We start from the raw sequence: 20,938 nt of genomic DNA on the forward strand, positions 1-20,938 counted from the left end.
ACGGCAGTGCAACAGGGGGTGGGATGCGAATCGGGACGAGCACCGACGACGTCCGGCGGCGCAACCTTTCGGTGGTGTTGTCGCTGGTGCACCGCCGCCGGGCGCTCAGCCGGGCCGACCTCACCAAGCGCACGGGGTTGTCCCGCTCTACGGTGAAGGCGCTGGTGGAGGAGCTCACCGACGCCGGCCTGGTGGAGGAGGTGCAGGCCGGGCCGCCGAGCCAGGTGGGCCGTCCCAGCCCGCTGGTACGACCCCGGAGCCGGGTCCTGACCGTCGCCGTCAATCCCGAAGTCGACGCGATCACCATCGGGCTGGTGGCGCTCGGCGGGCGGGTGCTGGAGATGAAACGGCGCCCGACCACCGACGTCCCCAGCGCCGCCGAGACGACCGCCGTCGCCGCGAAGGTGATCGCCGGGATGCGCCGCGGGCTCGGCTCGCAGTGCACTATCACCGCGATCGGCGTCGCCGTGCCGGGCCTGGTACACGCATTCGACAAGACCGTGCAACTGGCACCGCACCTGGAGTGGCACGACGAGTCGATCGGCGAGATGCTCAGTGCGGCAACCGGTCTGCCGGTGTTCGCGGCGAATGACGCCAACGCGGGCGCGATCGCCGAGCACATCTTCGGCAACCACCACGACCCCGATCACATGATCTACGTCAACGGTGGCGCCAGCGGCATCGGCGCGGGATTCGTGGTGTCCGGAGAGCTGCTCGAGGGTGCGGCCGGATATGCCGGCGAGCTGGGCCACACCTTCGTGGGCGGCGGAAAACGGTGCCACTGCGGTCAGATCGGTTGCCTCGAAACCGAGGTCAGCCAACGGCTGATCAACGCCGCCGGTGCCGCCAAGAAGCGGCAGGGCATAGAACGGCAGACCCGATATCTCGGTATCGCCCTCGGCAATGCGATCAACATGCTCAATCCGCGGCTGATCGTGCTCGGCGGGTTCCTGCGCGAATTCCCCGTGCTGGCGCCGCAGGCCCTGCTCGACGCCGTGGCCGAGCACAGCATGCGCGGCCCCAACGAGATGGTCCGCATCGTGCCCGCCAGCCTCGGCGCCGAGACGCTGATGATCGGTGCTGCCGAGTTGGCGTTCGCACCGCTACTGGCCGACCCCACGCACCTGAACAAGCGCATCGACCGCGACGGCGCCGCTCGGTGAGGCGATGACGGGATTGACCTCGACCGCGTCGACGAGGTCGCCGATCTCGACGGCGAGTTGCGAGAACGCCATGATCACGTCGGTCAGCGCCTCGATGTCCGCGGCGGGGGCGCCCCGCCAGCCGGCGAGCAACGGACGGATGCGCAAGCCGTCGAGCATGCCGCGGGCGGCGTCGCGCGACACCGGTGGGCAGGCGACCACCCGATCGGCCAGCAGTTCCACCAGCGTGCCGCCTGCCGCGACGATCAGCAGCGGACCGAAGCCCGGGTCCCGCACGACGCCGACGGAGATCTCGACGCCGGGTTCCACCATCGGCTCCACGGTCACCTCGGGCCCGAGCGCGTCGGCCATCGCCGTGTACGCCATCGCGAGCGCCGCGTCGTCGGCGATGTCGAGCACCACCCCGCCGACATCGCTTTTATGCGCGGTCCCAGTGGTTTTCAGCGCCACCGGATAGCCGACGGCATCGGCGGCCGCCAACGCCGCGCCCGCAGAGTCGGCGGTGCGGACGTCGACGACTGGGACGCCGTAGTCGGCGAGCAACTCGAAGGGCGACGCGTCGTCGGTAAGCCGGGACAGCCAGCGCTCGCGTCGCTTTGGCCGCACCGTACAGACCACCCGCGAGACGGGCAGGGGCCAGCGCGCCAGATGCCACAGCGCCGCCAACCCGCTGCGGGCGCCTTCGAGCACCGGAATCCCATTGTCGCGCAGCCGTTCCGCAGAAGGCCGGTCGATCGCCGAAGCCACCGACGTCAGCATCGCCACGGGCGCCTCGGTGGCCTTGGCGACATCGATCATCGCGTCGGCGTAGGCGGTGTCGCCGTCGAACTCGGTGACCAGATCGACGGCCAAAGCGGTGACGGCCACCGCCGGATCATCGACCATCGCCCGCAGGCATGCGCCGAAAAGGTTGCGGGTGTCGGCACCGGTGCCCCACACGTCCAGCGGATTGGTGGCCGCCAGCCCCTCGTCGAGCAGGTCGCCGATCGTCGCCGTGGTGTCGGCGCCCAGTTCGGCGAACTCCACCCCGAGTTCGTGGGCCAGATCGGCCATCAACGCCCGCTCGGCGCCCGAATCATGCACGGTGGCAATGCCACCCGGCGTTGCACGCCGTCCGGCCGAGAACAGTTCGAGCGTGTCGGCGAACTCTGCCAAATCACTGACATGCACGGCGCCGACCGAGGCGCAGAACGCTTGCCATGCCGCGTGCTCGCCCGCCAGCGCGCCCGAGTGCGCGGCCACCATCACCCGTCCGCGCGGCGATCCGCCGACGGTGAGGATCACCACCGGCACGTCCTGGTCGGCGGCGCGCAGCAGCGAGTCGCGCAACCGCGCGACCTCCCGCGGCGCCTCGAGAAGCAGTGCGATGATTCGTGTTTCGGGGTCGTTCAACGCGTAGTCGACGTAGTCGGCGGCGTGGGTGACCAGTTCCTGACCGCTCGACACCGCCAGCCGGAAGCCGAACCCGCGGCGGGCCCGCAGCAGCGTCGAGAACGCCGAACCGGAATGCGTGACGAGGCTGATCCCGCCCTCGGGCAACGGATCCGGCTCCAGGTAGCCCATCGCCCGGACGCCGAGCGCGTTGTTGACGAACCCCATACAGCCGGCGCCGCACACCGCCATTCCGGCCTCGGTGGCAATCCTTCGTATTTCGTCGCGTAGCCCGTGCGCCGAGCCGAACAGCACCGCCGACTTCGCACCGGCGGCCGCGGCCGCCTCCAGTTGTTCGACGAGCACCGCGTCGGGGACGCCGAGCAGCGCCACGTCGACCGGCTCGTCGAGGTCGGCCAGCGACGGCACACATGGCAGGCCGTCGATGCTGTCATAGCGCGGGTTGACCAGATGAAAGCGCGCCGAACCGCGTTGCGCTTCAATGATCATTCGCGAGCCGAAGCTGTCGGGCCGTGGGCTGGCACCGACGAGCGCCATCGACCGCGCGCCCAACATGGCGGCGGTGCGCTCGGCACGGCTCATGTCCGCCGGAACCGCTTCAGGCCTCGCTTGTCGGCCAGCGCGGCCCGCGCGGCCTGCCAACCGGGGATGCCGCACACCCCTCCGCCTGCGTGCGTTCCCGAACTGCCGTTGTACAGCCCGGCGATCGGCGTGCGGTAGTCGGCATAGCCGGGTGCGGGCCGCATGTGGAACAGCTGCTCCAGCGACAGTTCGCCGTGGAAGATGTTGCCGCCGAGCAGCCCGTACTCCTGCTCCATCTCGTACGGGCCGACGATGTCGCGGTGCGTGATCGACGCCTTGAACCCCGGCGCCACCTGGTCGTAGAGGTCGATGAGCCGGTCGGCGTAGGCGTCGAGTTCCTCGGTGTGCGGCGCCTCGTGCCAGTCGGCGGGCACCCACTGGGTGAACAGCGACATGATGTGCGTGCCATCGGGATTGAGCGTTTTGTCCAGCGTGGTGGGGATGACGCCGTCGCTGAACGGCAGCAGTGCGGGCCGTCCGGTGCGGGCGTCCTGGAACGCGGCCTCGATGAACTCGACCGTCGGCGCCATCTCCACCGACCCGGTATGGTGTTCGGCCTGTCCCTTGCTGGGGTTGGCGGTGAAGTTCGGCAGTTCGGCGATCGCCAGGTTGATCTTCACCACGCCGCTGCGGGTCTTGTAGTGCTCGATGTCGCGGACGAACTCCTCCGGCAGCTCGGTACGCGGAATATGGTCCAGGAACGCAGTTTTCGGATGCAACGTGCTGACAACCACCGGCGCGTGAATCTCGTCGCCGTTCTCCAGCACCGCTCCCTGCACGCGGCCGTTGCGCACCAGCAGCCGGGCCACCCGCGCGTTGGTGCGGATCTCGGCGCCGAAGCTGCGCGCCGACTTGGCGATCGCCGCCGACACGCCGCCCATCCCGCCCTCGGGAAAGCCCCAGCTGCCGAGTTGGCCGTCACCGACGTCGCCGATCGAGTGATGGGCCATCACATACGCGGTGCCGGGTTCGCATGGGCCTGCCCATGTTCCGATGACGCCGTTGACCGCGAGCGCGCCTTTGATTTGCGGTGATTCGAACCAGTCGTCGAGCAGATCGGCGATGCTCATCGTGAGCAGCCGGGTGATGTCGGCGGTGGTGCGCACGTTGATGCCACGCTGACTCCACACCAGCTTCGCGAGCTCCAGCAGATCCGACGGGCGCTTCGAGCCGATGTTGGGCGGCACCTGCGTCAGCAGCGGACCCATCACCTCGGCGATGCCCTCCAGCCACGCGTTCCATTTCGGCCACGCCTCGGCGTCCTTCTTCGACCATTTCGCCAGCTCCTCGTAGGTGCGGGCCGGGTCGTCCTCGTAGATCGTCAGCGACCCGCCTTCGGGAAACGCCTGGTAGTAGGGCCCCATCGGGTGCACCTTGTAGCCGTGCCGGTCGAGTTCGAGCTCGCGGATGATGGTCGGCGGCATCAGGCTCATCACGTAGGACAGCCGCGTCACCCGCAGATGCGGGGCGTCCTCCCACGGCGACTCCGTGGTGGCGGCGCCGCCGAGTGAGGCGCGCGATTCCAGCACCAGGGTCCTGGCGCCCGATCGGGCCAGATACGCCGCAGAAACCAGGCCGTTGTGACCGCCGCCGATGACGATGGCGTCGTATGTGTTCGACATATCGGGTCCTTTACTCCCCGCCAGGACGAGCGCCTTGACTGACTGTTCAATCTAATCAAGTGTTAGGCTGCAGACAAGTGGCAACGTTGCGACGAGGAGGGGGAGCACGACGACATGGCCGAACCGGCACCGGCGACGGCGAACAACGAACCCCGTCGCATCGAGATGCTCCGAGCGGCCGCGGAGCTGATCTGCGAACGCGGCTTCGGCGACACCCGCATCGCCGACGTCGCAAAGCGGGCGGGGGTCAGCTCAGCGCTCGTCATCTACTACTTCGGCACCCGCGACCGGCTTCTGGTCGACGCGCTGCGCTACTCCGAAGAGTCGTTCTACGAAGCCGCCGAGCGGATGCTGTCGGAGGTTTCCTCCCTGCGCGAGCGGTTGTCGCTGCTGATCAAGTGGACGTGCGTGCCCGAGGCCAACGACGACGAGATCCCCGGCGCCTGGGGTCTGTGGTTTGACTTGTGGGCGCAGGCTTTTCGGCATGACGAGGTGAAGGCAGGCCGCGTCGAACTGGACGCCAGGTGGCGGCAGATGATCATCGACGCGATCAAGTCGGCGGACCTCGACACCGACGTGGACCCGCGGATGTTCGCGCTGGAGTTCTCCGCGCTGCTCGACGGGCTGTCCATCCAGGTGGCGCTCGAAGACCCCGAAGTCGACTCGGCGGTGGCCTATGACATCGCGATGCGCTTCGCCGAACGCGAGCTGAACCTGCCGCCCGAGAAGAAGCGCCCGGTCAGGAAACGCTGAGCGCGTCCTCGGCCACCGGATCGGCGATCACCGGTGCCGAACTGCGGTGCAGCACGCGCACCGCGTCGTGGGTGCACACGCAGTTGACCCGCTCCCCCGGTTGATGGCGGACCGAGCCGGGACCGGCATGGTTCGGGACCTCGACGACCAATGGCGTGGACGCGCCCACATCCACGTGCACCTGCGTGCAGTGCCCGAGGAAGATCACCGCGGCGACCACACCGGCAATGGCGTTGCGGCCCTGCCCGATTGGCTCGTCTGCACCCTGCACCGTGATGCGTTCGGGCCGGATGACGATGGCCGCATCGCCTGGCGCGGCCGAGTGGTCCACCGCCGCGCCGAGCCGGGTGTCGAGGGCCGAGCACACCGCCGAACCGTTGTCGCACTCGAGCACCTTGGCCTCGAAGATGTTGGCGGCGCCGAGGAATCCGGCAACGAACGTCGTCGCGGGCGCCGAGTAGATCTCCTGCGGGGGTCCGACCTGCTCGATGCGGCCCTCGGCCAGCACCGCGATCTGGTCGCTCATGGTGAGCGCTTCTTCTTGATCGTGGGTGACGTAGACGAAGGTGATGCCCACCTCGCGCTGCAGGGCCCGCAGCTCGAGCTGTAACTGCTTGCGCAGCTTGGCATCCAGTGCGCCGAGTGGCTCGTCGAGCAGCAGCACCTTGGGCCGCAGCACCAGCGCGCGCGCCAGCGCCACCCGCTGCTGCTGGCCGCCGGAGAGCTGAGCGGGTTTGCGCTTGGCGAACTCGCTCATCCGCGCCAGCTCCAGCGCCTCGCCGACACGTCGCTTGGTCTCCTCCTTGGCGGCCTTCTGGTACTTGAGTCCGAATGCGACGTTGTCCCACACCGTCATGAACGGAAACAGCGCGTAGGTCTGGAACACGGTGTTGACCGGGCGCTTGTGCGGCGGGTCCTGGGCGACGTCGCGGCCGTCGAGCAGGATCCGGCCGGAGTCGGGTTTCTCGAAACCGGCGATCATGCGCAGCGTCGTGGTCTTACCGCAGCCCGATGCGCCGAGAAGCGAATAGAACTGGCCCGCAGGGATGTCGAGGTCGATGCCGGTCACCGCGGGCACCCCGTCGAAGGACTTCGCCAGCTGTTCCAGCCGGATCGCGCCGCCCTTCATGGGATCCGGCCGTTCAGCGCGCCACCGCCTCCGCAGGCAGCTGCGACAACCTCTCCGCGAAACGGGCGAAGTTGTCTGCGAACCGGTCGACATCGTCGCGCGTGTGTTGAACCGACAACAGCCATTGCTCCACCTTCCCCCACGGCGGGAGAAACACACCGCCATTGTGCTGCATGAGCCAGTGCAAGTGGCCGAGTCTGGCGTCGATTTGCAGGAAGTCGCGGAATTCGCGCACCGGGTCGCGGCGGAACGTGATGCAGCCCTTGGCGCCGACGGACACCACGTGCCAGCCGAATCCGTGCCTGGCGATGATGGCCTCCAGCGACGCGCGCAGCCGGGTGGCGAGCTCGTCGAGATGCTGGTAGGCCTCCGGCGTGAGGACTTCGGAGAGCGTGGCCCGTGTCGCCGCCATCGCCAGCGGGTTGCCGTTGAACGTGCCGACCTGTTCGTAGCGGCCGTCGGCGATGGCCGACATGACCTCCTCGGTGCCGCCTATCGCGGCCACCGAAACGCCGCCGCCGAGCGCCTTGGCCAGGCAGACCATGTCGGGCACCACGCCGCTACGGGCCGTGACGCCGCCCGGGCCGGTGGTGAAACCGGTCTTCACCTCGTCGTAGATCAGGTATGCGCCCTCGGCGTGCAGCAGGTCCCTGATGGCGGCGAGATAGCCGTCCTCGGGCGGGATGATGCCCGCGTTCATCATCACCGGCTCGAGGATCATCGCCGCGATCTGCCCGCGGTGCTCGGCCAATGCCCGCGCCACGGCGTCGGGGTCGTTGAACGGCACCACGACGACGAGATCGCGGATCGCCTTCGGGATGCCGGAATTGCCCGGCACGCCCGTCGGGTGGTCGCGGGGACCGACCTCGTCGGCCTCGGGCAACACCGAGACCTGCACGGAGTCGTGGTGGCCGTGATAGCAGCCCTCGACCTTGATGATGAGGTCGCGCTCGGTCAGCGCGCGAGCCAGGTGGACGGCGTCCATGGTGGCTTCGGTGCCGGAGTTGGCGAACCGCCACAGCGGCAGCCGGTAACGGCGGGACAGCTCACCGGCGATCCAGATGGCGTCCTCGGTGGGCTGCGCGAAATGTGTTCCGCGCCGGACTCTTTCGCTGACCGCGGCGACGATGGCCGGATGCCCGTGGCCGGCGATGGAGGCCCCGTAGCCGCCGTGCATGTCGACGTACTCGGTGCCGTCGACGTCGTAGACCTTCGACCCGTGCCCGTGGCTCATCCAGACGGCCTGCGGCTCGGCGATCTGCCAGTTCGAGGTCGCCCCGCCCGCGAGGTGCTTGCGGGCCTCGGCGATCAGTTCGGAGCTGCGCGGCTGGCGGCGCAGGAATATCTGTTCCTCGTCGGCGATCAGCTGCGCCAGGCTGTCGGAGGCGTCGGCCACCTCGCTCGATTTATCGCCCGACACCACCGACGAAGACACGGGAAAACCTCCACTCGAGAACGGTTGACTGAGCATTCAGTCTATGCGAGAGTTCCTACCAGCGACAAGCCTCGAAAGCAACGGGGAGGCCCGAGATGCCAGTACCCAACCGACCACACCGTCACGGTCCGACCCGGCGACAGTTCCTTGCGCGAGCGGCGATCCTGGCCGCAGCCGCGCCGTCCCTCGGCGCCGTCTTATCGGCGTGCTCCAAATCGGGGCCGACGTCCGCGCAGCCGACGCTGACGCTGGCCTCGCCGGACAGCCCGGTCAAATGGGACATCCCAGATGACAACAAGCCGATCGCCGACGGGCTGGAACCCGAGAAGGGCGCGACGCTGCAGCTGTACACCTACGCCGACTACATCAGTCCCGACGCGGTGAACTCGTTCCAGGACAAGTACGGCGTGACGGTGGAGATCTCCACGTTCAACGACACCGACGAGGCGATCACCAAAATCCGCGGCGGCAGCGTGAACTACGACCTCTACTACCCCAGCTACGACCAGATCAGCAGGCTGGTGTCGGGCAAGCTGATTCAGCCGTTGAACCACAGCTACATCCCGAACATCAAGAACGTGTGGCCGAGCTTCACCGACCCCTGGTACGACCAGGAGTGGCGCTACACCGTGCCCTACACCATCTACACCACCGGCATCGGCTGGCGGAACGACATTGTCAAGACCGACGTCGCGGCCATGCCGAACCCCTACGACGTGCTGTGGGATCCGCAGTACAAGGGCAAGACCGCCGTCATCGACGATTGGCACACCGCGATGTCGATGGTGCTTCTGCGCGAGGGCATCACGGACGTGAACACCTCGTCGGAGGCGGACCTGAAGCTGGTCGGTGAACAGCTCAACGCGATGGTCGCCGCCACCTCTCCGAAGGTCACCATCACGATGTACAACGACCTGCCCGCCGGCCAACTCGGGGTGTCGCAGATGTGGTCGGGCGACATCATCAACGCGCAGTCCTATCTGCCCGAGGGCACCTCGACCGACATCCTGCAGTACTGGTTCCCGCCCGACGGCAAGGGCCTGGTGGACAACGACCTGATGGTGATTCTCAAGAACGGCAAGAACCCGGTGCTTGCCCACTTGTTCATCAACCACATGCTCGAGCCCGAAGTGGCCATGCAGAACTTCACCGCGATCGGCTATCAGCCGCCGCAGAATTCGATCACCGCGGATTCGCTTGTCGCAGAGGAGTTCATCCCCGAGAATCTGCGGACCGCCATCGTCAAGCCGGAGTACTTCGACGTCGGCTACCGGCTGCTGGAACTCGACGCGGCCAACCAGGACGCCTGGCAGAAGGTGTGGCAGGCGTTCAACGCCGGCGGATCATAAATTTCAGTGACGGTTCCGGTAGTCACCGCTCCATCGCAGACGGCGCCACCGCCCCGCGAGCGCCGCACCCGGCTCTGGGCACTGTTGGCCGCACCCGGAGTCTTCTGGCTGGCGGCGTTTTTCATTTTTCCGCTGTATGTGGTGCTGTGCATCGTCTTCGGTCAGATCGATCCGCTGTTCCGCACGCCGATCCCGGTCTGGAACCCGCTGCAGTGGGACCCCACGCAGTTCAGCTACGTGCTCACCCACATCGTCGGGCCCAACGGCGTCTACGGGCCCGCGATCGTGCGCACCTTCGTCTACGTGTTCGTGGCCAGCTCGCTGTGCCTGCTGATCGCCTTCCCCGTGGCGTATTACGTAGCGCGGCTGTCGGGCAAGCGCAAGGGTCTGCTGCTGGCGCTGCTGATCGCGCCGTTCTGGATCAGCTATATGATGCGGATGTTCGCCTGGGTCAACCTGCTTCAGGAAGACGGCCTGTTCAACAAGATGCTGCGCGTCGGCGGCTTTTTCACGCCCGAGGTGAACTGGCTGACCGGCCAACCTGTGGTGGTGATCCTCGGGCTGGTGTACGGCTATGTGCCGTACATGATCCTGCCGCTCTACGCCGGCCTCGACCGGCTCAGCCAACCGATGCTCGAGGCGTCGCGTGACCTTGGCGCCGACCGCATTTCGTCGTTCTGGCGGGTGACGCTGCCGTTGTGCAGGCCGACGATCGTGGCCGCCGTGCTGTTGACGTGCCTGCCCATGCTCGGCGACTACTTCACCAGCGACATGCTCTCGGCGTCGCCGAAGACGTCGATGGTCGGCAACCTGATCAACGACAGCGTGCAGGCACCGGGGCAGACGGGCCAGGCGGGCGCATTCGTGCTGCTGGTGTTCCTCGTCGCGCTGCTGCCGATGCTGTACTACATCCGGGTGACGTCGCGAACGGGCGAGGTGTCGACATGACCGCGCCAGCACGCACGATGAATCCGGCGCGCACGCGAGGAGCAATGAATCCAGCACGCACGATGAATCCCATCGCGTGGTGGAACAACCCGTGGCGGCCGCCGCGGTTCCTCGTTGCGATCACCGTCGGCTACCTGGTGTGGTCGCTATTGCCGGTCGTCATCGCGATCGCGTACTCGTTCAACGACGGCAAATCCCGCACGACGTGGCAAGGCTTTTCGTTCCGGTGGTACTGGGGCGACCAGACGCTGTCGGTGTGGCACAACGACGCGCTGCACACCGCGCTGCTGCAGACCCTGAAGCTGGGTGTGCTGGCCACGCTGATCACCGTGCCGCTCGGCACGCTGTTCGCGATCGGCATCGACCGCTGGCGTGGCCGACTGCCCGCGGGCGCGAACTTCCTGATGCTGCTGTCGTTCGTGCTGCCTGAAGTGCTGTTAGCGGTCGCGCTGCTGTTCGTCATCACCACCGTCGCCGTTCCCGTGCAACTCGGCACCACCGCCCAGGTGATCGGGCTTGTCACCTTCCAGGTGTCCTACCCCGCGGTGCTGGTGCGGGCCCGGCTGGCCACCATCGGTCCGCAATACGAGGAAGCGGCAATGGATTTGGGCGCATCGCCGCTCGGCGCGCTGCGGCGCATCCTCCTGCCGATGCTGATGCCTGCCGTGTTCGCCAGCACGGTGCTGGTCTTCGCCGACGTCATCGACGACTTCGTGCTGGTGCGCTACCTGTCCGGCGGTGCCTCCACCGAACCGGTGTCGGTGAAGATCTACAACACGGCCCGCGCCGCGCCGACACCGGCGCTCAATGCGCTGGCCACGCTGCTGCTGGTGGCCGCGTTGACCGCCGTGGTCATCGGATTCCTCGTGTACCGCCGCATGACGCGCGGCGACGCCACTGCCGACAGGGGCATCGGCGGATTCACCGGAGAGGCATAAGACCTTGATTCACAACATCATTCGGGGCCGCGCCGTGCCGTCGTCGGCCGGCGGTCATCGCGACCTGATCAACCCCGCGACCGCGACGGTGCACGGGCGCGCCACCGAATCCGGGCCCACGGACGTCGACGACGCGGTTGGCGCGGCGCAGGAGGCGTTCGCATCGTGGCGACTCACCACCCCGGCCGACCGGTCCGCGCTGATGCTGCGCGCCGCCGACATCCTCGAGTCGCACATCGAGGAGTTGACCGACCTCGAGGTCACCGACACCGGAAAGCCCCGCGACGCCACCCGCGACGAGGAGATCCCGGCCAGCATCGACGTCGTGCGCTTCTTTGCGGGCGCGTGCCGCGTGCCCGAAGGCCGAAGCACCGCAGAGTATCTGGACGGCATCACCTCAGGGATCCGTCGCGAACCGGTCGGCGTGTGCGGGCAGATCGCGCCGTGGAACTACCCGTTCATGATGGCGGTGTGGAAGTGGGCGCCCGCGGTCGCGGCGGGCAACACCGTCGTGCTCAAACCCTCGGAGTTGACGCCGTCGTCCACGTCGCGCATGGCCGAGCTGCTCGCCGACGTGCTGCCGCCGGGCGTGCTGAACGTGGTGTGCGGCGGACCCGACGTCGGCGCGGCCATCGCCGCCCACCCCGGTGTCGCGATGGTGTCGTTGACCGGATCCCCACGGGCTGGACGCGCGGTCGCGCACGCCGCCGCCGACCGGTTCGCCCGCGTACACCTCGAACTCGGCGGCAACGCACCGGTGATCGTGTTCGACGACGCCGATCTCGACGCCACCGTCGAGCAGGTCGCGTTCGCCGCGTACTACAACGCCGGCCAGGACTGCACGGCGGCCAGCAGGGTGCTGGCCCACCAAACCGTCTACGACGACGTGGTCGCGCGTCTGGCCGAAGCGGCGCGCACCACGGCGACCGGCCCGCTGATCTCGGCCGCCCAGCGTGACCGGGTGGTGGCGCTGCTGGCGACTGCGCCACCGCACGCGAAGCTGGTCGCAGGCGGCGGCGTGCCGGACCGCGACGGGTTCTATCTGGAGCCGACGGTGGTGGCGGGCCTGCGCCAGGACGACGAACTGGTGCAGTCGGAGATCTTCGGCCCGGTGATCACCGTGCAGTCGTTCCGCACCGACGACGACGCGCTCGCGATGGCCAACGGTGTCGAACAGGGTTTGACGGCCAGCGTGTGGACGCGGTCGCATTCGCGCGCACTGCCGTTCCTGCGGGACCTCGATTTCGGGGCGGTTTCGGTGAACTCGCACGCACCGATGGGATCGGAGTTGCCGCACGGCGGGTTCGGGTCGTCGGGCTACGGAAAAGATCTGGGCATCTACGGACTCGACGACTACACGCGGGTCAAGCACATCGCGCACGCCTGGTAACCCAAGTTCGGTGTGGACCTGATGAGCCCGCCCCCTTAGACTGACTGTATGTTCAAACAGTATCCTCCCGCCCCCCTGCCCGCCGACGGTGTCGCAGCGGCGATGGCTCCGTTCGGCCAGTCGCGGATGCTGCCACGCGAGGCCTACGTCGATCCGGCGGTGTTCGAGTGGGAGATGGCGCACATCTTCAACGGGTGGAGGTGCGTCGGCCACGCCAGCGACCTCGGCGCGATCGGCGCGCAGAAGGCGGTGGGCAGCGGTGCGAACGGCGTGCTGCTGGTGCGCGGCGAAGACACCATCCGCGCGTTCGCCAACACCTGTCGCCACCGCGGGCATGAACTGTTGGCGTGCAACGAAACCACACGCGGCCGCAGCATCGTCTGCCCGTACCACTCGTGGTCGTACAAGCTCGACGGCAGCCTGCGCAACGCCCCGCATTTCAGGCATATCGAAGGTTTCGACCCCGGCGAATTCGGACTGAGCCAACTGCGGCTGGTGAACTGGCACGGCTGGCTGTTCGTCGATCCCAGCGGCGAAGACGCTGAATTCGCCGAGCACGTCGCCGGTCTCGAGGAGATCGTCAGTCCGTACCGGCCCGAGGATCTGGTCGTGGTGGATCGGCATTCCTACGAGCTGGCCACCAACTGGAAGGTGATCGCGGAGAACTACCAGGAGTGCTACCACTGCTCGACCATCCACCCCGAACTGTCGCGGGTCAGCCCGCCGGAGAGCGGCGAGAACCTCGACCTCGCCGGCACGTGGATGGGCGGCTGGATGTCGATAGCCGACGGCGCAGAGACGATGTCGCTCACCGGCGCCAGCGGCGGCGTGGCCATCAAGGGCCTGTCCGAACACGAACTGCGCACGGTCATGTACATCGTGGGCTATCCCAATCTGTTGGTCAGCCTGCACCCCGACTACGTGATGACCCATCTCATGACGCCGCTGGCGGTTGACCGCACCCATGTCGAATGCGCATGGGCGTTCCCCCGCGAGGTCGCCACGAAGCCGGACTTCGACCCGTCCTACGCGGTGGACTTCTGGGATCTCACCAACCGGCAGGACTGGGCGGCCTGTGAGTCGGTGCAGCGTGGCCTCGCCTCACCGCATGCCCGGCCCGGCCCGCTGGCCCCCGACGAAGACGGTGTGTACCAATTCGTTTCGCGGGTCGCTAGGGCCTATTCCGGTGGCGCTGCTCGCGGGTAGGCACACCGTTCACGCCCTCGATTGACTGCGCGTACGTGCCGACGGCGAACGCGGCTCCCGCCCCCATCACGGCCAACGCGTCGCGGTTGACGTTGTCGATCGTGTCGCCGGGCAGATGGTAGTTGCGGTCGAACGCGACCCCGTCGACGCCGCCCCACAGCCTGGCCTGCACCTTGGTTTTGCGCTGTGCCGCACCGGTTGTCGCGCCGCCGATCGGCACACCGGCGGCAAGAAAGGGGCTGTAGTCGCTGGCCCTGCTCAGCGGCTGGTCCGCAGGCCGCACCCCCGCAAGGTTCAGATAACCCGCAAGCGTGCGCTCGACACCTGCCGAGCCGAGAGGCACGCTGTCGGCGGGGATTTCGGGGTTGGGCTGGCCGGACTGGTCGCCGTCGTAGGTGAAGTACCCGGCGTTCGGTGAGCCGATCGTGTCGAAGTTCAGGTACAGCGCGATGTCGTTGAGTTGGTCATCGGAAAGGCCTGCCACGTATTTCGTCGACCCCGCGAGCACCGCCTCCTCCGAGCCCCAGAAGCCGAACCGGACCGCGTTGGTCGCCTGCGGTTGTGAACCCAGCGCCGCGGCGGTCTCCAGCAGCGCCGCCACCCCGGTGCCGTTGTCGTTGATGCCAGGGCTCTTGGCGGCGGTGTCCAGGTGCGCGCCCGCCATCACGGCATTGCGGATGTCGCCGGTTTTCGTCTGCGCCACCACGTTTCGCGATTTCACCATGGCGGCTTTGGCGTCGAGCACCAACCGCACGGGCGCTGACGTGCGGCGTAGCGCGGTGTTCGCGGTGGGGTCGATCACCGCGGTCGGCATTTTCAACCGTTCGTAGTAGCCGGGCGTGAACAGGTTCTGCGGGCTGCCCGCGCTGCGCGGATCGCTGATTACGAGCAGGCCGACGGCACCCTTGGCCCCGGCCGCGTCATGTTTGTCGGCGATCGAACACGTCGTGTCGTCGACGATCGCGATGGCGCCGGTCATCTTCGAGTTTCCGTAGTCGGCGGCGGCACATCCGGCGGGCCGCTGCGGCCGCAATGTGATGGCCCGCAATCCGCCTGCCGGTGTCGGCGTGAGAAGCGAGGCCTGGTCGACGGGATAGTTGCGGCCTGCCACCGTCAACGTCGGCTTGCCGGGCGACGCCACACCGAGCCGCTCATACTCCGGCGTATCGACGTCGAACCCCTTGTCGCGCAGGGTTTGTGCGACGTAATCGACGCTGGCGTCGTAGCCCGCTGTGCCTTCGGACCGCGAGCCTCCGTTGGCGTCGGCGATCTCCTGCAGCTTGCGCAGGTGGTCGAACATGCCGTCGACGCCGACCGTGTCGGACAACTGACGGGCCAGATCCGGTGTCGGCGGCGGCGCCGACGAACATCCGCCCAGCAATGTGACGAGCACAAGGGTCGCGACCGCCAGCGGCCTGACCGGGACGGTCATGACTCGGTCAGGACGTGCCGGGTGCGGTCGTCGCGGATCGGCACGCCGTTGCGGCCACGCTGATCCTGGGCGTAAATGCCGACGACGTAGGCGACTCCGGCGCCGTTGATCTCCATCGCTTGTCGGTTGATCTGATCCAAGGTATCCGTTCTCTTGTGGTAGTTCGGGTCGAACGGTTCGTCGGCCTTGCCGCCCCACAGCTCAGCCTGTTCGCGGGTCATCTTCTCCTCGGCACCGGAGAACAGTCCGCCTGCGGGCACTCCCGCCTTGGTGAACCCGTCGTAGTCGGAGCGCCCGACGAACGAGGTGTCCTGCGCGGTCTTGCCCGCGTCCTCGAGGTAGGCGACGAAGTTGCGTTCGATGCCCGCCGAGCCCTCCGGGACGCGGGGTGGGACCTCGCGCGGGCTCGGTGGCGCGGACTGGTCACCGTCGTAGGTGAAGTATCCGGCGTTCGGTGAGCCGAGCATGTCGAAGTTCAGGTACAAGGCAATGTCTTTGAGCGCCTCGACATCCAGCGACTCGACGTAATCGTTCGAACCCCGCAGGCCCTGTTCTTCTGCGCCCCAGAATCCGAACCGCACCGCGTTCTGTATGGGCGGCGACGGCCCCATCTGCAGCGCGGTCTCCAGCACCGCCGCGACGCCGGAGCCGTTGTCGTTGATGCCGGGCCCCTCCGGCACGCTGTCCAGATGCGCGCCGACCATCACGACGTCGGCGCTGGATCCGGTGCGCGTCTGGGCGATGACGTTGCGGGTCTTCTCGACACGCACGCCGGCCTTCAGCTTGAGTGTGGTCGGCCCCGGAGCGTTGCGCAGCCGCTCGCCGGTGGCCTGGGTGACGCTGACGACCGGGATCTTCGGGTTGGAGTCCTCGCCGAGCGTGCCGCCCATCTCGTCGTTGTCCTCGTTGTTGGCGACGATCAACGCCACCGCGCCGCGTTCGGCTGCCACCGCCTGCTTGATCGAGAACTGACAGGTGCCGCGGTCGACCAGCACCACCGCGCCCCGGACCGGAAGGCCGTCGTAATCGGATGCGGTGCACCCGGGCGAATCGTCGACTGGGGCCGCCACCAGCGGCCCGGAGACCCCTTCGGGCGGGGTGCCGATGGTGAACTCGAGCGGCTTGGCTTCGATCGCCGCCTCACCGACCGTCAGCTGCGGTTCCTCGGCGAACGGCAGCCGCACCTCGAACTCCGGGGTCTGCACGTCGAAACCCTTGTCACGCAGCGCATTGGCCACGTAGTCCGCGCTCGCGTCGTAGCCGGGCGTGCCGAGCGCGCGATTGCCGCCATGCTCGTCGGCGATTTCCTGCAGCTTCGTCAGATGCGCCATCAGCGCGTCACCCGTGACCTGCTTGCCGAGTTTGGCCGCGTACTCGGCCGCCGCGACGGACGCCGCAGTGGACGAGGGCGGGCTGGCCGCTTCCTTGGCCGTCTTGTCTCCGCAGCCGCTGAACGACACCGCGACCATCGTCGCTGTCAGCACCGCTGTCGTCACTCGCAATACGCGCCCCACCGCCCCCACGTTAGCGGCTGCCCCTCACGCGTCTCGTCGGTTGATCATGACCAGGCCCGCAACGAACACGACCGCGGTGACCGCCGCGAAGTACACGATCGAGCCGACCTCGCCCCACGGCATGGCATACGCCGGGTAGAGCCATTGCACGTCTGTGAACCTGATGGCGTTGGCGAACGGCAGGTACGGGCCGACCTGCGTGCTGATGTTGGGCAGGTTGCCCAGCATCGGCTCGGCGACCAGCGGCCACAGCAGCAGCAGTGCGACCGCCCCCGCCGAAGCGCGGATCAACGCGCCGACGCCGACGCCCAACACCGCCGCGAACACCGCGTACAACGCGATCGAACCGACCAGCCGCCAGCTCTGCGGGTCGGAACCGGCCACCACGATCGAGGCCATCACCATCAGCGCGGCGTATGAGCCGGAAAAGACGGCGGCGACAACCGCTTTGGCGCACAGCACCAGCGTCCGGTGCGGGACGGCGAGAAATGTGGTGCGGATCATGCCGCTGCGGTACTCGTTGGTGACCGTCAGCGCCGACAGGATCATCAGCACCGGCACCCCGAAGACCGCGACCCCCATCGCCGCCTTGTCCGGCGCCAACGGCCCAGGACCGTACACCGTCGACGCCTGCGCGGCGGCCATGCCAAGACTCAGCACCGCCACCGCCGCCGCCGCCCACAACGACGATCTGGTGGTCACCAGCTTGATCCGTTCGGCGTTCAGCACCGCTGTCGCGCTCATGTCGCCGCCCGGTACTGCACGGCGTCGTCGGTGAGTTTCAGGTACGCGTCCTCCAGCGATGTCTGTTGTGAACTCAACTCGTGCAGCGTGATTCCGTTCTTGGCGGCCAGCTCGCCGACCACATCACTGGCTGCGCCGCGCACCAGCAGACCGGCGGCGTTGGCGTCGTCGTCGACGGTGATGCCTGCCTCGGTCAGCACCTGGCGCAGCAGTTCCAACTGCGGGCTGCGCACCCGCACGCTGTCGGCGCGGCCGACGAATTCGCTGACCGTCGTCGACGCGATCAACTTGCCGCGTCCGATCACCACGAGCCGGTCGCCGGTGTTGGCCATCTCCGCGAGCAGATGGCTGGACACGAACACCGTGCGGCCCTCGCCCGCAAGCGTGCGCATCAGCGTTCGCACCCAGCGGATGCCTTCGGGGTCGAGGCCGTTGACCGGTTCGTCGAACAACAGCACCGGCGGATCGCCGAGCAGCGCGGCGGCGATGCCCAGCCGTTGGCTCATGCCGAGCGACAGCGTGCCCGCCTTCTTGGCGGCCACCTCCGTCAATCCGACCATGTCCAGCACCTCGTCGACGCGGCTCGTCGGCAGTCGATGCGTGGCGGCGATCCAGCGCAGATGAGCCCGCACCGACCGGTTGGGGTGCGTCTGCCTGGCGTCCAGCAGCGCGCCCACGTGCCGCAGCGGCTCGGACAGCTCACGGTAGGCCTTGCCGTCGATGGTCGCGGTGCCCGCCGTCGGGCGGTCGAGGCCGAGGATCATCCGCATCGTCGTGGTCTTGCCTGCACCGTTGGGGCCGAGGAATCCGGTGACAACGCCCGGCTCGATAGTGCAGGTGAGGTCGTCGACCGCGCGGGTTCGGCCGAAAACCTTGGTGAGCCCGACCAGTTCGATCATCGCGCCCATCCTGTCATGAGCCGATGATGAGGTCGGCGACCGCGCGCATGCCCGCCGCGTTCGGGTGCGCGGGAAACGGCCTGCCGGGCACCGGCATGAATATCCGCGACGGCTTGGTCGTCCACGGCGTCCGTGGCTTCTGCGTCGTGCTTCTGTGGCGGCTTTTGTGGCGCCGGCGGTCGTGACTCGTCGCGAGAAGGAATCTACGCAGCCCTTTCCTCGCAATTTCGCTGCGAGGATTCCGTTTCGCGGTGGTGAGGTGAGGGGCGGGAGGCATCCGGCGGCCTCGGCCGTCAACCGCTCGAGCGTCGCGGCGATGCGACATAGCGTTTCGTCATAGAGAAGGGCTGGACGGCTGCGCCCAGAACCGCTTCGGGATCCGGCCTGCCCTGCGCGCGAGGTAGCCCGCGTTGACGGCGGCGGCCATCGCGGCCGCCATCGTCGGCGGGTCGGCGGCGCGTGTCACCGCGCTTGCCAGAAGCACAGCGTCACAACCCAACTCCATGGCCTGGGCGGCGTCGCTCGCGGTGCCGATGCCCGCGTCGAGGATCACGGGAACGTTTGCCTGCTCGACGATCATCTCGATGTTGTGCGGGTTGGCGATGCCGAGGCCGGTGCCGATCGGCGAGCCGAGCGGCATCACCGCCGCGCAGCCGGTGTCCTCGAGCCGACGCGCCAGCACCGGGTCGTCGTTGGTGTAGGGCAGCACCGTGAAACCGTCGTCGACCAATTGCTCTGCAGCGCGGACCAATTCGACGGCGTCCGGCAGCAGCGTCCGTTCGTCGGCGATGACTTCGAGCTTGACCCAGTCGGTCTGCAGCGCCTCGAGGGCCAGCTGCGCGGTCAGCACCGCCTCCGCGGCGCCGCGGCAACCCGCCGTATTGGGCAGCGGCGTGATGTTCAGCCGGTTCAGCAGGCCGAGCACGCCGGTGCCGCCGTCGGCGTCGACGCGGCGCATGGCGACCGTCGTCAACTCGGTGCCCGACGCGACCAGGGCCTCCTCCAGCACGGCGAGGTTGGCGGCACCCCCGGTGCCGAGGATCAGCCGCGAACCGAATTCGCGACCGGCGATCGTGAGCTTCTGATCAACCACCCTGCACCGCCGTCACCACTTCGAGGCGTGCACCGTCGGACAGCGCGGTGTCCCACTGCGAGCGCGGCAACACCGACCAGTCGACTGCGACGGCAATGCCCTTCTCGGGAAAGCCGAGCCGCTCCAGCAGAGCCATCACCGTGGTCTGCTCGTCGACTTCGACCTTCTCGTCGTTGACCGTGACAATCATCGAACCTCCACCAGTTCGGCGTCCGGCAGCGGAGCGCCGTTGAGTTCACCTGCAATCGCCTCGGCGGTCCACGGCGCCAGCAGGAAGCCGGACCGTCCGTGCCCAGCCGCCACCAGCGTTCTCTCGTCGAGACGGCCGACGATCGGCAGGTTATCGGGCGTCATGGGCCGCAAACCCGCCGAGCACTCGGCCAATTCGTATTCGCCCAGCCCCGGCATGATCGCGCAGGCGTCGTCGAGAAGTTCCCGCACACCGGTCACCGTCGGCGCGGTGTCGCGGCCGTGCTCGTACTGCGTCGCACCGATCACGACCCCGTCGGCGCGCGGCACCACGTACACCTGCCTGCCGTGCACGCGCGCGCGGACCACCCTGCGCGGCACCGGCATACAGCCCCGCCGCCAGCGCAGCCGCAGCACCTCACCCTTGACCGGCCGGATCGGCAGGCCGGGCCACAACGACGGCGCGTCGACGCCGTTGGCGATGACACGGACGTCGGCGCCGACCGACGCCAGATCGGTCACCGGCGGGCACATCCGCACACCGAGGCTCTCGCAGTGCGCCGCCAGCGCGGCGACCACGGCCCTGTTGTCGACGGCCAGTTCGGTTTCGGCGATGAAGCCGTGCCGAATGGCCTGCGCGAGAAGCGGTTCGACGTCGCGTGCGGCCGTGGTGAAGTGCACCGGGTGCCCTTGGGCAGCCAGCCACTCGCCGACGGTTTTCAGGTCGGCGACGTCGGCGCGGTCGACGGCCACGACCAGCGACTCGCGCGCGGTGATCACGCTGTCGGGCAGCCCGTCGAGGAAGCCGCCGTGCCACATCTCCAGAGACGCCAACCCAAGCCGCAGCAGCCGTTCCTCGCCCGGCCAGCCTTCGCTGTGCGGGGCGAGCATGCCGCCGGCCACCCATGAGGTGCCGGGGTCGTCGGTGCGGTGCACGCGCACGTCCCAGCCGTCGAGCGCGGCGCGGCGCGCAACCGAAAGGCCGATGACACCGCCGCCGATGACGGCGAGTGATCCGATAGGTGGCATGTCCCTCCCTTCGCCGGCATGACCCGGATCAGGTGCAACGGTAAGGGCAGGTGTCAAACCGTGTGCCCACTCTCAGTCCGCTCTCCGGACTCCCGTGTCGAGCACCCACACTACCCTCACGGGTGTGCATC

The 20,938-nt window shown here is 68.0% G+C and carries 19 protein-coding genes and 1 riboswitch; of the genes, 8 read left to right on the top strand and 11 right to left on the bottom strand.

Annotated features, from left to right (window positions below):
• Positions 1 to 23: 23 nt before the first annotated feature.
• A complete protein-coding gene (locus tag CQY20_RS02070; RefSeq protein WP_097937980.1) occupies positions 24 to 1,163 on the top strand; it encodes an ROK family protein in 1,140 nt (379 codons plus the stop codon).
• On the opposite strand, the gene CQY20_RS02075 is transcribed toward CQY20_RS02070, so the two are convergent.
• A complete protein-coding gene (locus tag CQY20_RS02075) occupies positions 1,104 to 3,137 on the bottom strand; it encodes an acetate--CoA ligase family protein (protein ID WP_097937981.1) in 2,034 nt (677 codons plus the stop codon). The two genes, CQY20_RS02070 and CQY20_RS02075, sit on opposite strands and share 60 nt — an antisense overlap.
• The gene (locus CQY20_RS02080) at positions 3,134 to 4,759 is read right to left on the bottom strand and encodes a phytoene desaturase family protein (protein WP_097937982.1); all 1,626 of its coding nucleotides are present in this window, start codon (positions 4,757 to 4,759) and stop codon (positions 3,134 to 3,136) included. The genes CQY20_RS02075 and CQY20_RS02080 overlap by 4 nt, the downstream gene beginning before the upstream one ends.
• 114 nt (positions 4,760 to 4,873) lie before the next feature.
• Here CQY20_RS02080 and CQY20_RS02085 point away from each other — a divergent pair, with 114 nt between their 5' ends.
• Positions 4,874 to 5,512, top strand: coding sequence for a TetR/AcrR family transcriptional regulator (locus tag CQY20_RS02085; RefSeq protein WP_097937983.1), 639 nt, complete (start codon positions 4,874 to 4,876; stop codon positions 5,510 to 5,512).
• Here the strand turns inward: CQY20_RS02085 and CQY20_RS02090 are convergent.
• Positions 5,499 to 6,641, bottom strand: a complete 1,143-nt coding sequence (locus CQY20_RS02090; protein ID WP_097937984.1) for an ABC transporter ATP-binding protein — start codon at positions 6,639 to 6,641, stop codon at positions 5,499 to 5,501. The genes CQY20_RS02085 and CQY20_RS02090 overlap by 14 nt on opposite strands.
• 13 nt (positions 6,642 to 6,654) lie before the next feature.
• Positions 6,655 to 8,076 (bottom strand): aspartate aminotransferase family protein, encoded by a 1,422-nt coding sequence (locus CQY20_RS02095; protein ID WP_097937985.1) that lies wholly within the window; start codon positions 8,074 to 8,076, stop codon positions 6,655 to 6,657.
• 95 nt (positions 8,077 to 8,171) lie between these two features.
• Between CQY20_RS02095 and CQY20_RS02100 the strand changes: the two genes are divergently transcribed.
• The 5 genes from CQY20_RS02100 to CQY20_RS02120 are packed head-to-tail and all read left to right on the top strand — an operon-like array spanning position 8,172 to position 13,907.
• Positions 8,172 to 9,425, top strand: coding sequence for a polyamine ABC transporter substrate-binding protein (locus CQY20_RS02100; protein WP_097937986.1), 1,254 nt, complete (start codon positions 8,172 to 8,174; stop codon positions 9,423 to 9,425).
• A 6-nt stretch (positions 9,426 to 9,431) separates the two neighbouring features.
• Entirely contained in the window at positions 9,432 to 10,373 is a 942-nt protein-coding gene (locus tag CQY20_RS02105) for an ABC transporter permease (protein ID WP_097937987.1), read from the top strand.
• A complete protein-coding gene (locus CQY20_RS02110; protein WP_234816060.1) occupies positions 10,370 to 11,311 on the top strand; it encodes an ABC transporter permease in 942 nt (313 codons plus the stop codon). The genes CQY20_RS02105 and CQY20_RS02110 overlap by 4 nt, the downstream gene beginning before the upstream one ends.
• Positions 11,312 to 11,318: 7 nt before the next feature.
• On the top strand, positions 11,319 to 12,701 hold the full coding sequence (locus CQY20_RS02115) for an aldehyde dehydrogenase family protein (protein ID WP_371871109.1): 1,383 nt from the start codon (positions 11,319 to 11,321) through the stop codon (positions 12,699 to 12,701).
• A gap of 48 nt (positions 12,702 to 12,749) precedes the next feature.
• On the top strand, positions 12,750 to 13,907 hold the full coding sequence (locus CQY20_RS02120) for an aromatic ring-hydroxylating oxygenase subunit alpha (protein ID WP_097937989.1): 1,158 nt from the start codon (positions 12,750 to 12,752) through the stop codon (positions 13,905 to 13,907).
• Here the strand turns inward: CQY20_RS02120 and CQY20_RS02125 are convergent.
• The 4 genes from CQY20_RS02125 to CQY20_RS02140 all read right to left on the bottom strand — a co-directional run bounded on the left by CQY20_RS02125 (position 13,873) and on the right by CQY20_RS02140 (position 18,496).
• Positions 13,873 to 15,339, bottom strand: a complete 1,467-nt coding sequence (locus CQY20_RS02125) for a M28 family peptidase (protein WP_097937990.1) — start codon at positions 15,337 to 15,339, stop codon at positions 13,873 to 13,875. The two genes, CQY20_RS02120 and CQY20_RS02125, sit on opposite strands and share 35 nt — an antisense overlap.
• Positions 15,336 to 16,808: a M28 family metallopeptidase gene (locus tag CQY20_RS02130; protein ID WP_097938035.1), complete on the bottom strand. Its 1,473-nt coding sequence runs from the start codon at positions 16,806 to 16,808 to the stop codon at positions 15,336 to 15,338. Before CQY20_RS02130 ends, CQY20_RS02125 begins: the two co-directional genes overlap by 4 nt.
• 69 nt (positions 16,809 to 16,877) lie before the next feature.
• Complete coding sequence (locus CQY20_RS02135; RefSeq protein ID WP_097937991.1) at positions 16,878 to 17,597, bottom strand: ABC transporter permease; 720 nt, start codon at positions 17,595 to 17,597, stop codon at positions 16,878 to 16,880.
• Positions 17,594 to 18,496: an ABC transporter ATP-binding protein gene (locus CQY20_RS02140; protein WP_097938036.1), complete on the bottom strand. Its 903-nt coding sequence runs from the start codon at positions 18,494 to 18,496 to the stop codon at positions 17,594 to 17,596. The genes CQY20_RS02135 and CQY20_RS02140 overlap by 4 nt, the downstream gene beginning before the upstream one ends.
• 23 nt (positions 18,497 to 18,519) lie before the next feature.
• Between CQY20_RS02140 and CQY20_RS36155 the strand changes: the two genes are divergently transcribed.
• Positions 18,520 to 18,681 carry a hypothetical protein gene (locus CQY20_RS36155; protein ID WP_174814694.1) on the top strand — a complete coding sequence of 54 codons (162 nt, stop codon included), beginning with the start codon at positions 18,520 to 18,522 and terminating at the stop codon, positions 18,679 to 18,681.
• Between the two features lie 149 nt (positions 18,682 to 18,830).
• Here CQY20_RS36155 and thiG read toward each other — a convergent pair whose 3' ends face one another.
• The 3 genes from thiG to thiO all read right to left on the bottom strand — a co-directional run bounded on the left by thiG (position 18,831) and on the right by thiO (position 20,807).
• Positions 18,831 to 19,589 carry a thiazole synthase gene (gene thiG / locus CQY20_RS02150; RefSeq protein ID WP_097937992.1) on the bottom strand — a complete coding sequence of 253 codons (759 nt, stop codon included), beginning with the start codon at positions 19,587 to 19,589 and terminating at the stop codon, positions 18,831 to 18,833.
• The gene (gene thiS, locus CQY20_RS02155; RefSeq protein WP_097937993.1) at positions 19,582 to 19,779 is read right to left on the bottom strand and encodes a sulfur carrier protein ThiS; all 198 of its coding nucleotides are present in this window, start codon (positions 19,777 to 19,779) and stop codon (positions 19,582 to 19,584) included. The genes thiG and thiS overlap by 8 nt, the downstream gene beginning before the upstream one ends.
• On the bottom strand, positions 19,776 to 20,807 hold the full coding sequence (thiO, locus tag CQY20_RS02160; protein ID WP_097937994.1) for a glycine oxidase ThiO: 1,032 nt from the start codon (positions 20,805 to 20,807) through the stop codon (positions 19,776 to 19,778). Before thiO ends, thiS begins: the two co-directional genes overlap by 4 nt.
• Positions 20,797 to 20,913: riboswitch (TPP riboswitch) on the bottom strand. (Overlaps the previous gene by 11 nt.)
• Positions 20,914 to 20,938: the final 25 nt, after the last annotated feature.

Origin of the sequence: Mycolicibacterium agri, from assembly GCF_002553505.1 — a bacterium.
Lineage (GTDB): Bacteria > Actinomycetota > Actinomycetes > Mycobacteriales > Mycobacteriaceae > Mycobacterium > Mycobacterium agri.

Bases quoted from the DNA above. Each gene is read 5' to 3' on its own strand.
- CQY20_RS02135 (WP_097937991.1), bottom strand. From the start codon at position 17,597: ATGAGCGCGACAGCGGTGCTGAACGCCGAACGGATCAAGCTGGTGACC.
- CQY20_RS02075 (WP_097937981.1), bottom strand. From the start codon at position 3,137: ATGAGCCGTGCCGAGCGCACCGCCGCCATGTTGGGCGCGCGGTCGATG.
- CQY20_RS02120 (WP_097937989.1), top strand. From the start codon at position 12,750: ATGTTCAAACAGTATCCTCCCGCCCCCCTGCCCGCCGACGGTGTCGCA.
- CQY20_RS02090 (WP_097937984.1), bottom strand. From the start codon at position 6,641: ATGAAGGGCGGCGCGATCCGGCTGGAACAGCTGGCGAAGTCCTTCGAC.
- CQY20_RS02125 (WP_097937990.1), bottom strand. From the start codon at position 15,339: ATGACCGTCCCGGTCAGGCCGCTGGCGGTCGCGACCCTTGTGCTCGTC.
- thiO (WP_097937994.1), bottom strand. From the start codon at position 20,807: ATGCCACCTATCGGATCACTCGCCGTCATCGGCGGCGGTGTCATCGGC.
- thiS (WP_097937993.1), bottom strand. From the start codon at position 19,779: ATGATTGTCACGGTCAACGACGAGAAGGTCGAAGTCGACGAGCAGACC.
- CQY20_RS36155 (WP_174814694.1), top strand. From the start codon at position 18,520: ATGATGAGGTCGGCGACCGCGCGCATGCCCGCCGCGTTCGGGTGCGCG.
- CQY20_RS02100 (WP_097937986.1), top strand. From the start codon at position 8,172: ATGCCAGTACCCAACCGACCACACCGTCACGGTCCGACCCGGCGACAG.
- CQY20_RS02130 (WP_097938035.1), bottom strand. From the start codon at position 16,808: ATGGTCGCGGTGTCGTTCAGCGGCTGCGGAGACAAGACGGCCAAGGAA.
- CQY20_RS02110 (WP_234816060.1), top strand. From the start codon at position 10,370: ATGACCGCGCCAGCACGCACGATGAATCCGGCGCGCACGCGAGGAGCA.
- CQY20_RS02070 (WP_097937980.1), top strand. From the start codon at position 24: ATGCGAATCGGGACGAGCACCGACGACGTCCGGCGGCGCAACCTTTCG.
- CQY20_RS02140 (WP_097938036.1), bottom strand. From the start codon at position 18,496: ATGATCGAACTGGTCGGGCTCACCAAGGTTTTCGGCCGAACCCGCGCG.
- CQY20_RS02085 (WP_097937983.1), top strand. From the start codon at position 4,874: ATGGCCGAACCGGCACCGGCGACGGCGAACAACGAACCCCGTCGCATC.
- CQY20_RS02080 (WP_097937982.1), bottom strand. From the start codon at position 4,759: ATGTCGAACACATACGACGCCATCGTCATCGGCGGCGGTCACAACGGC.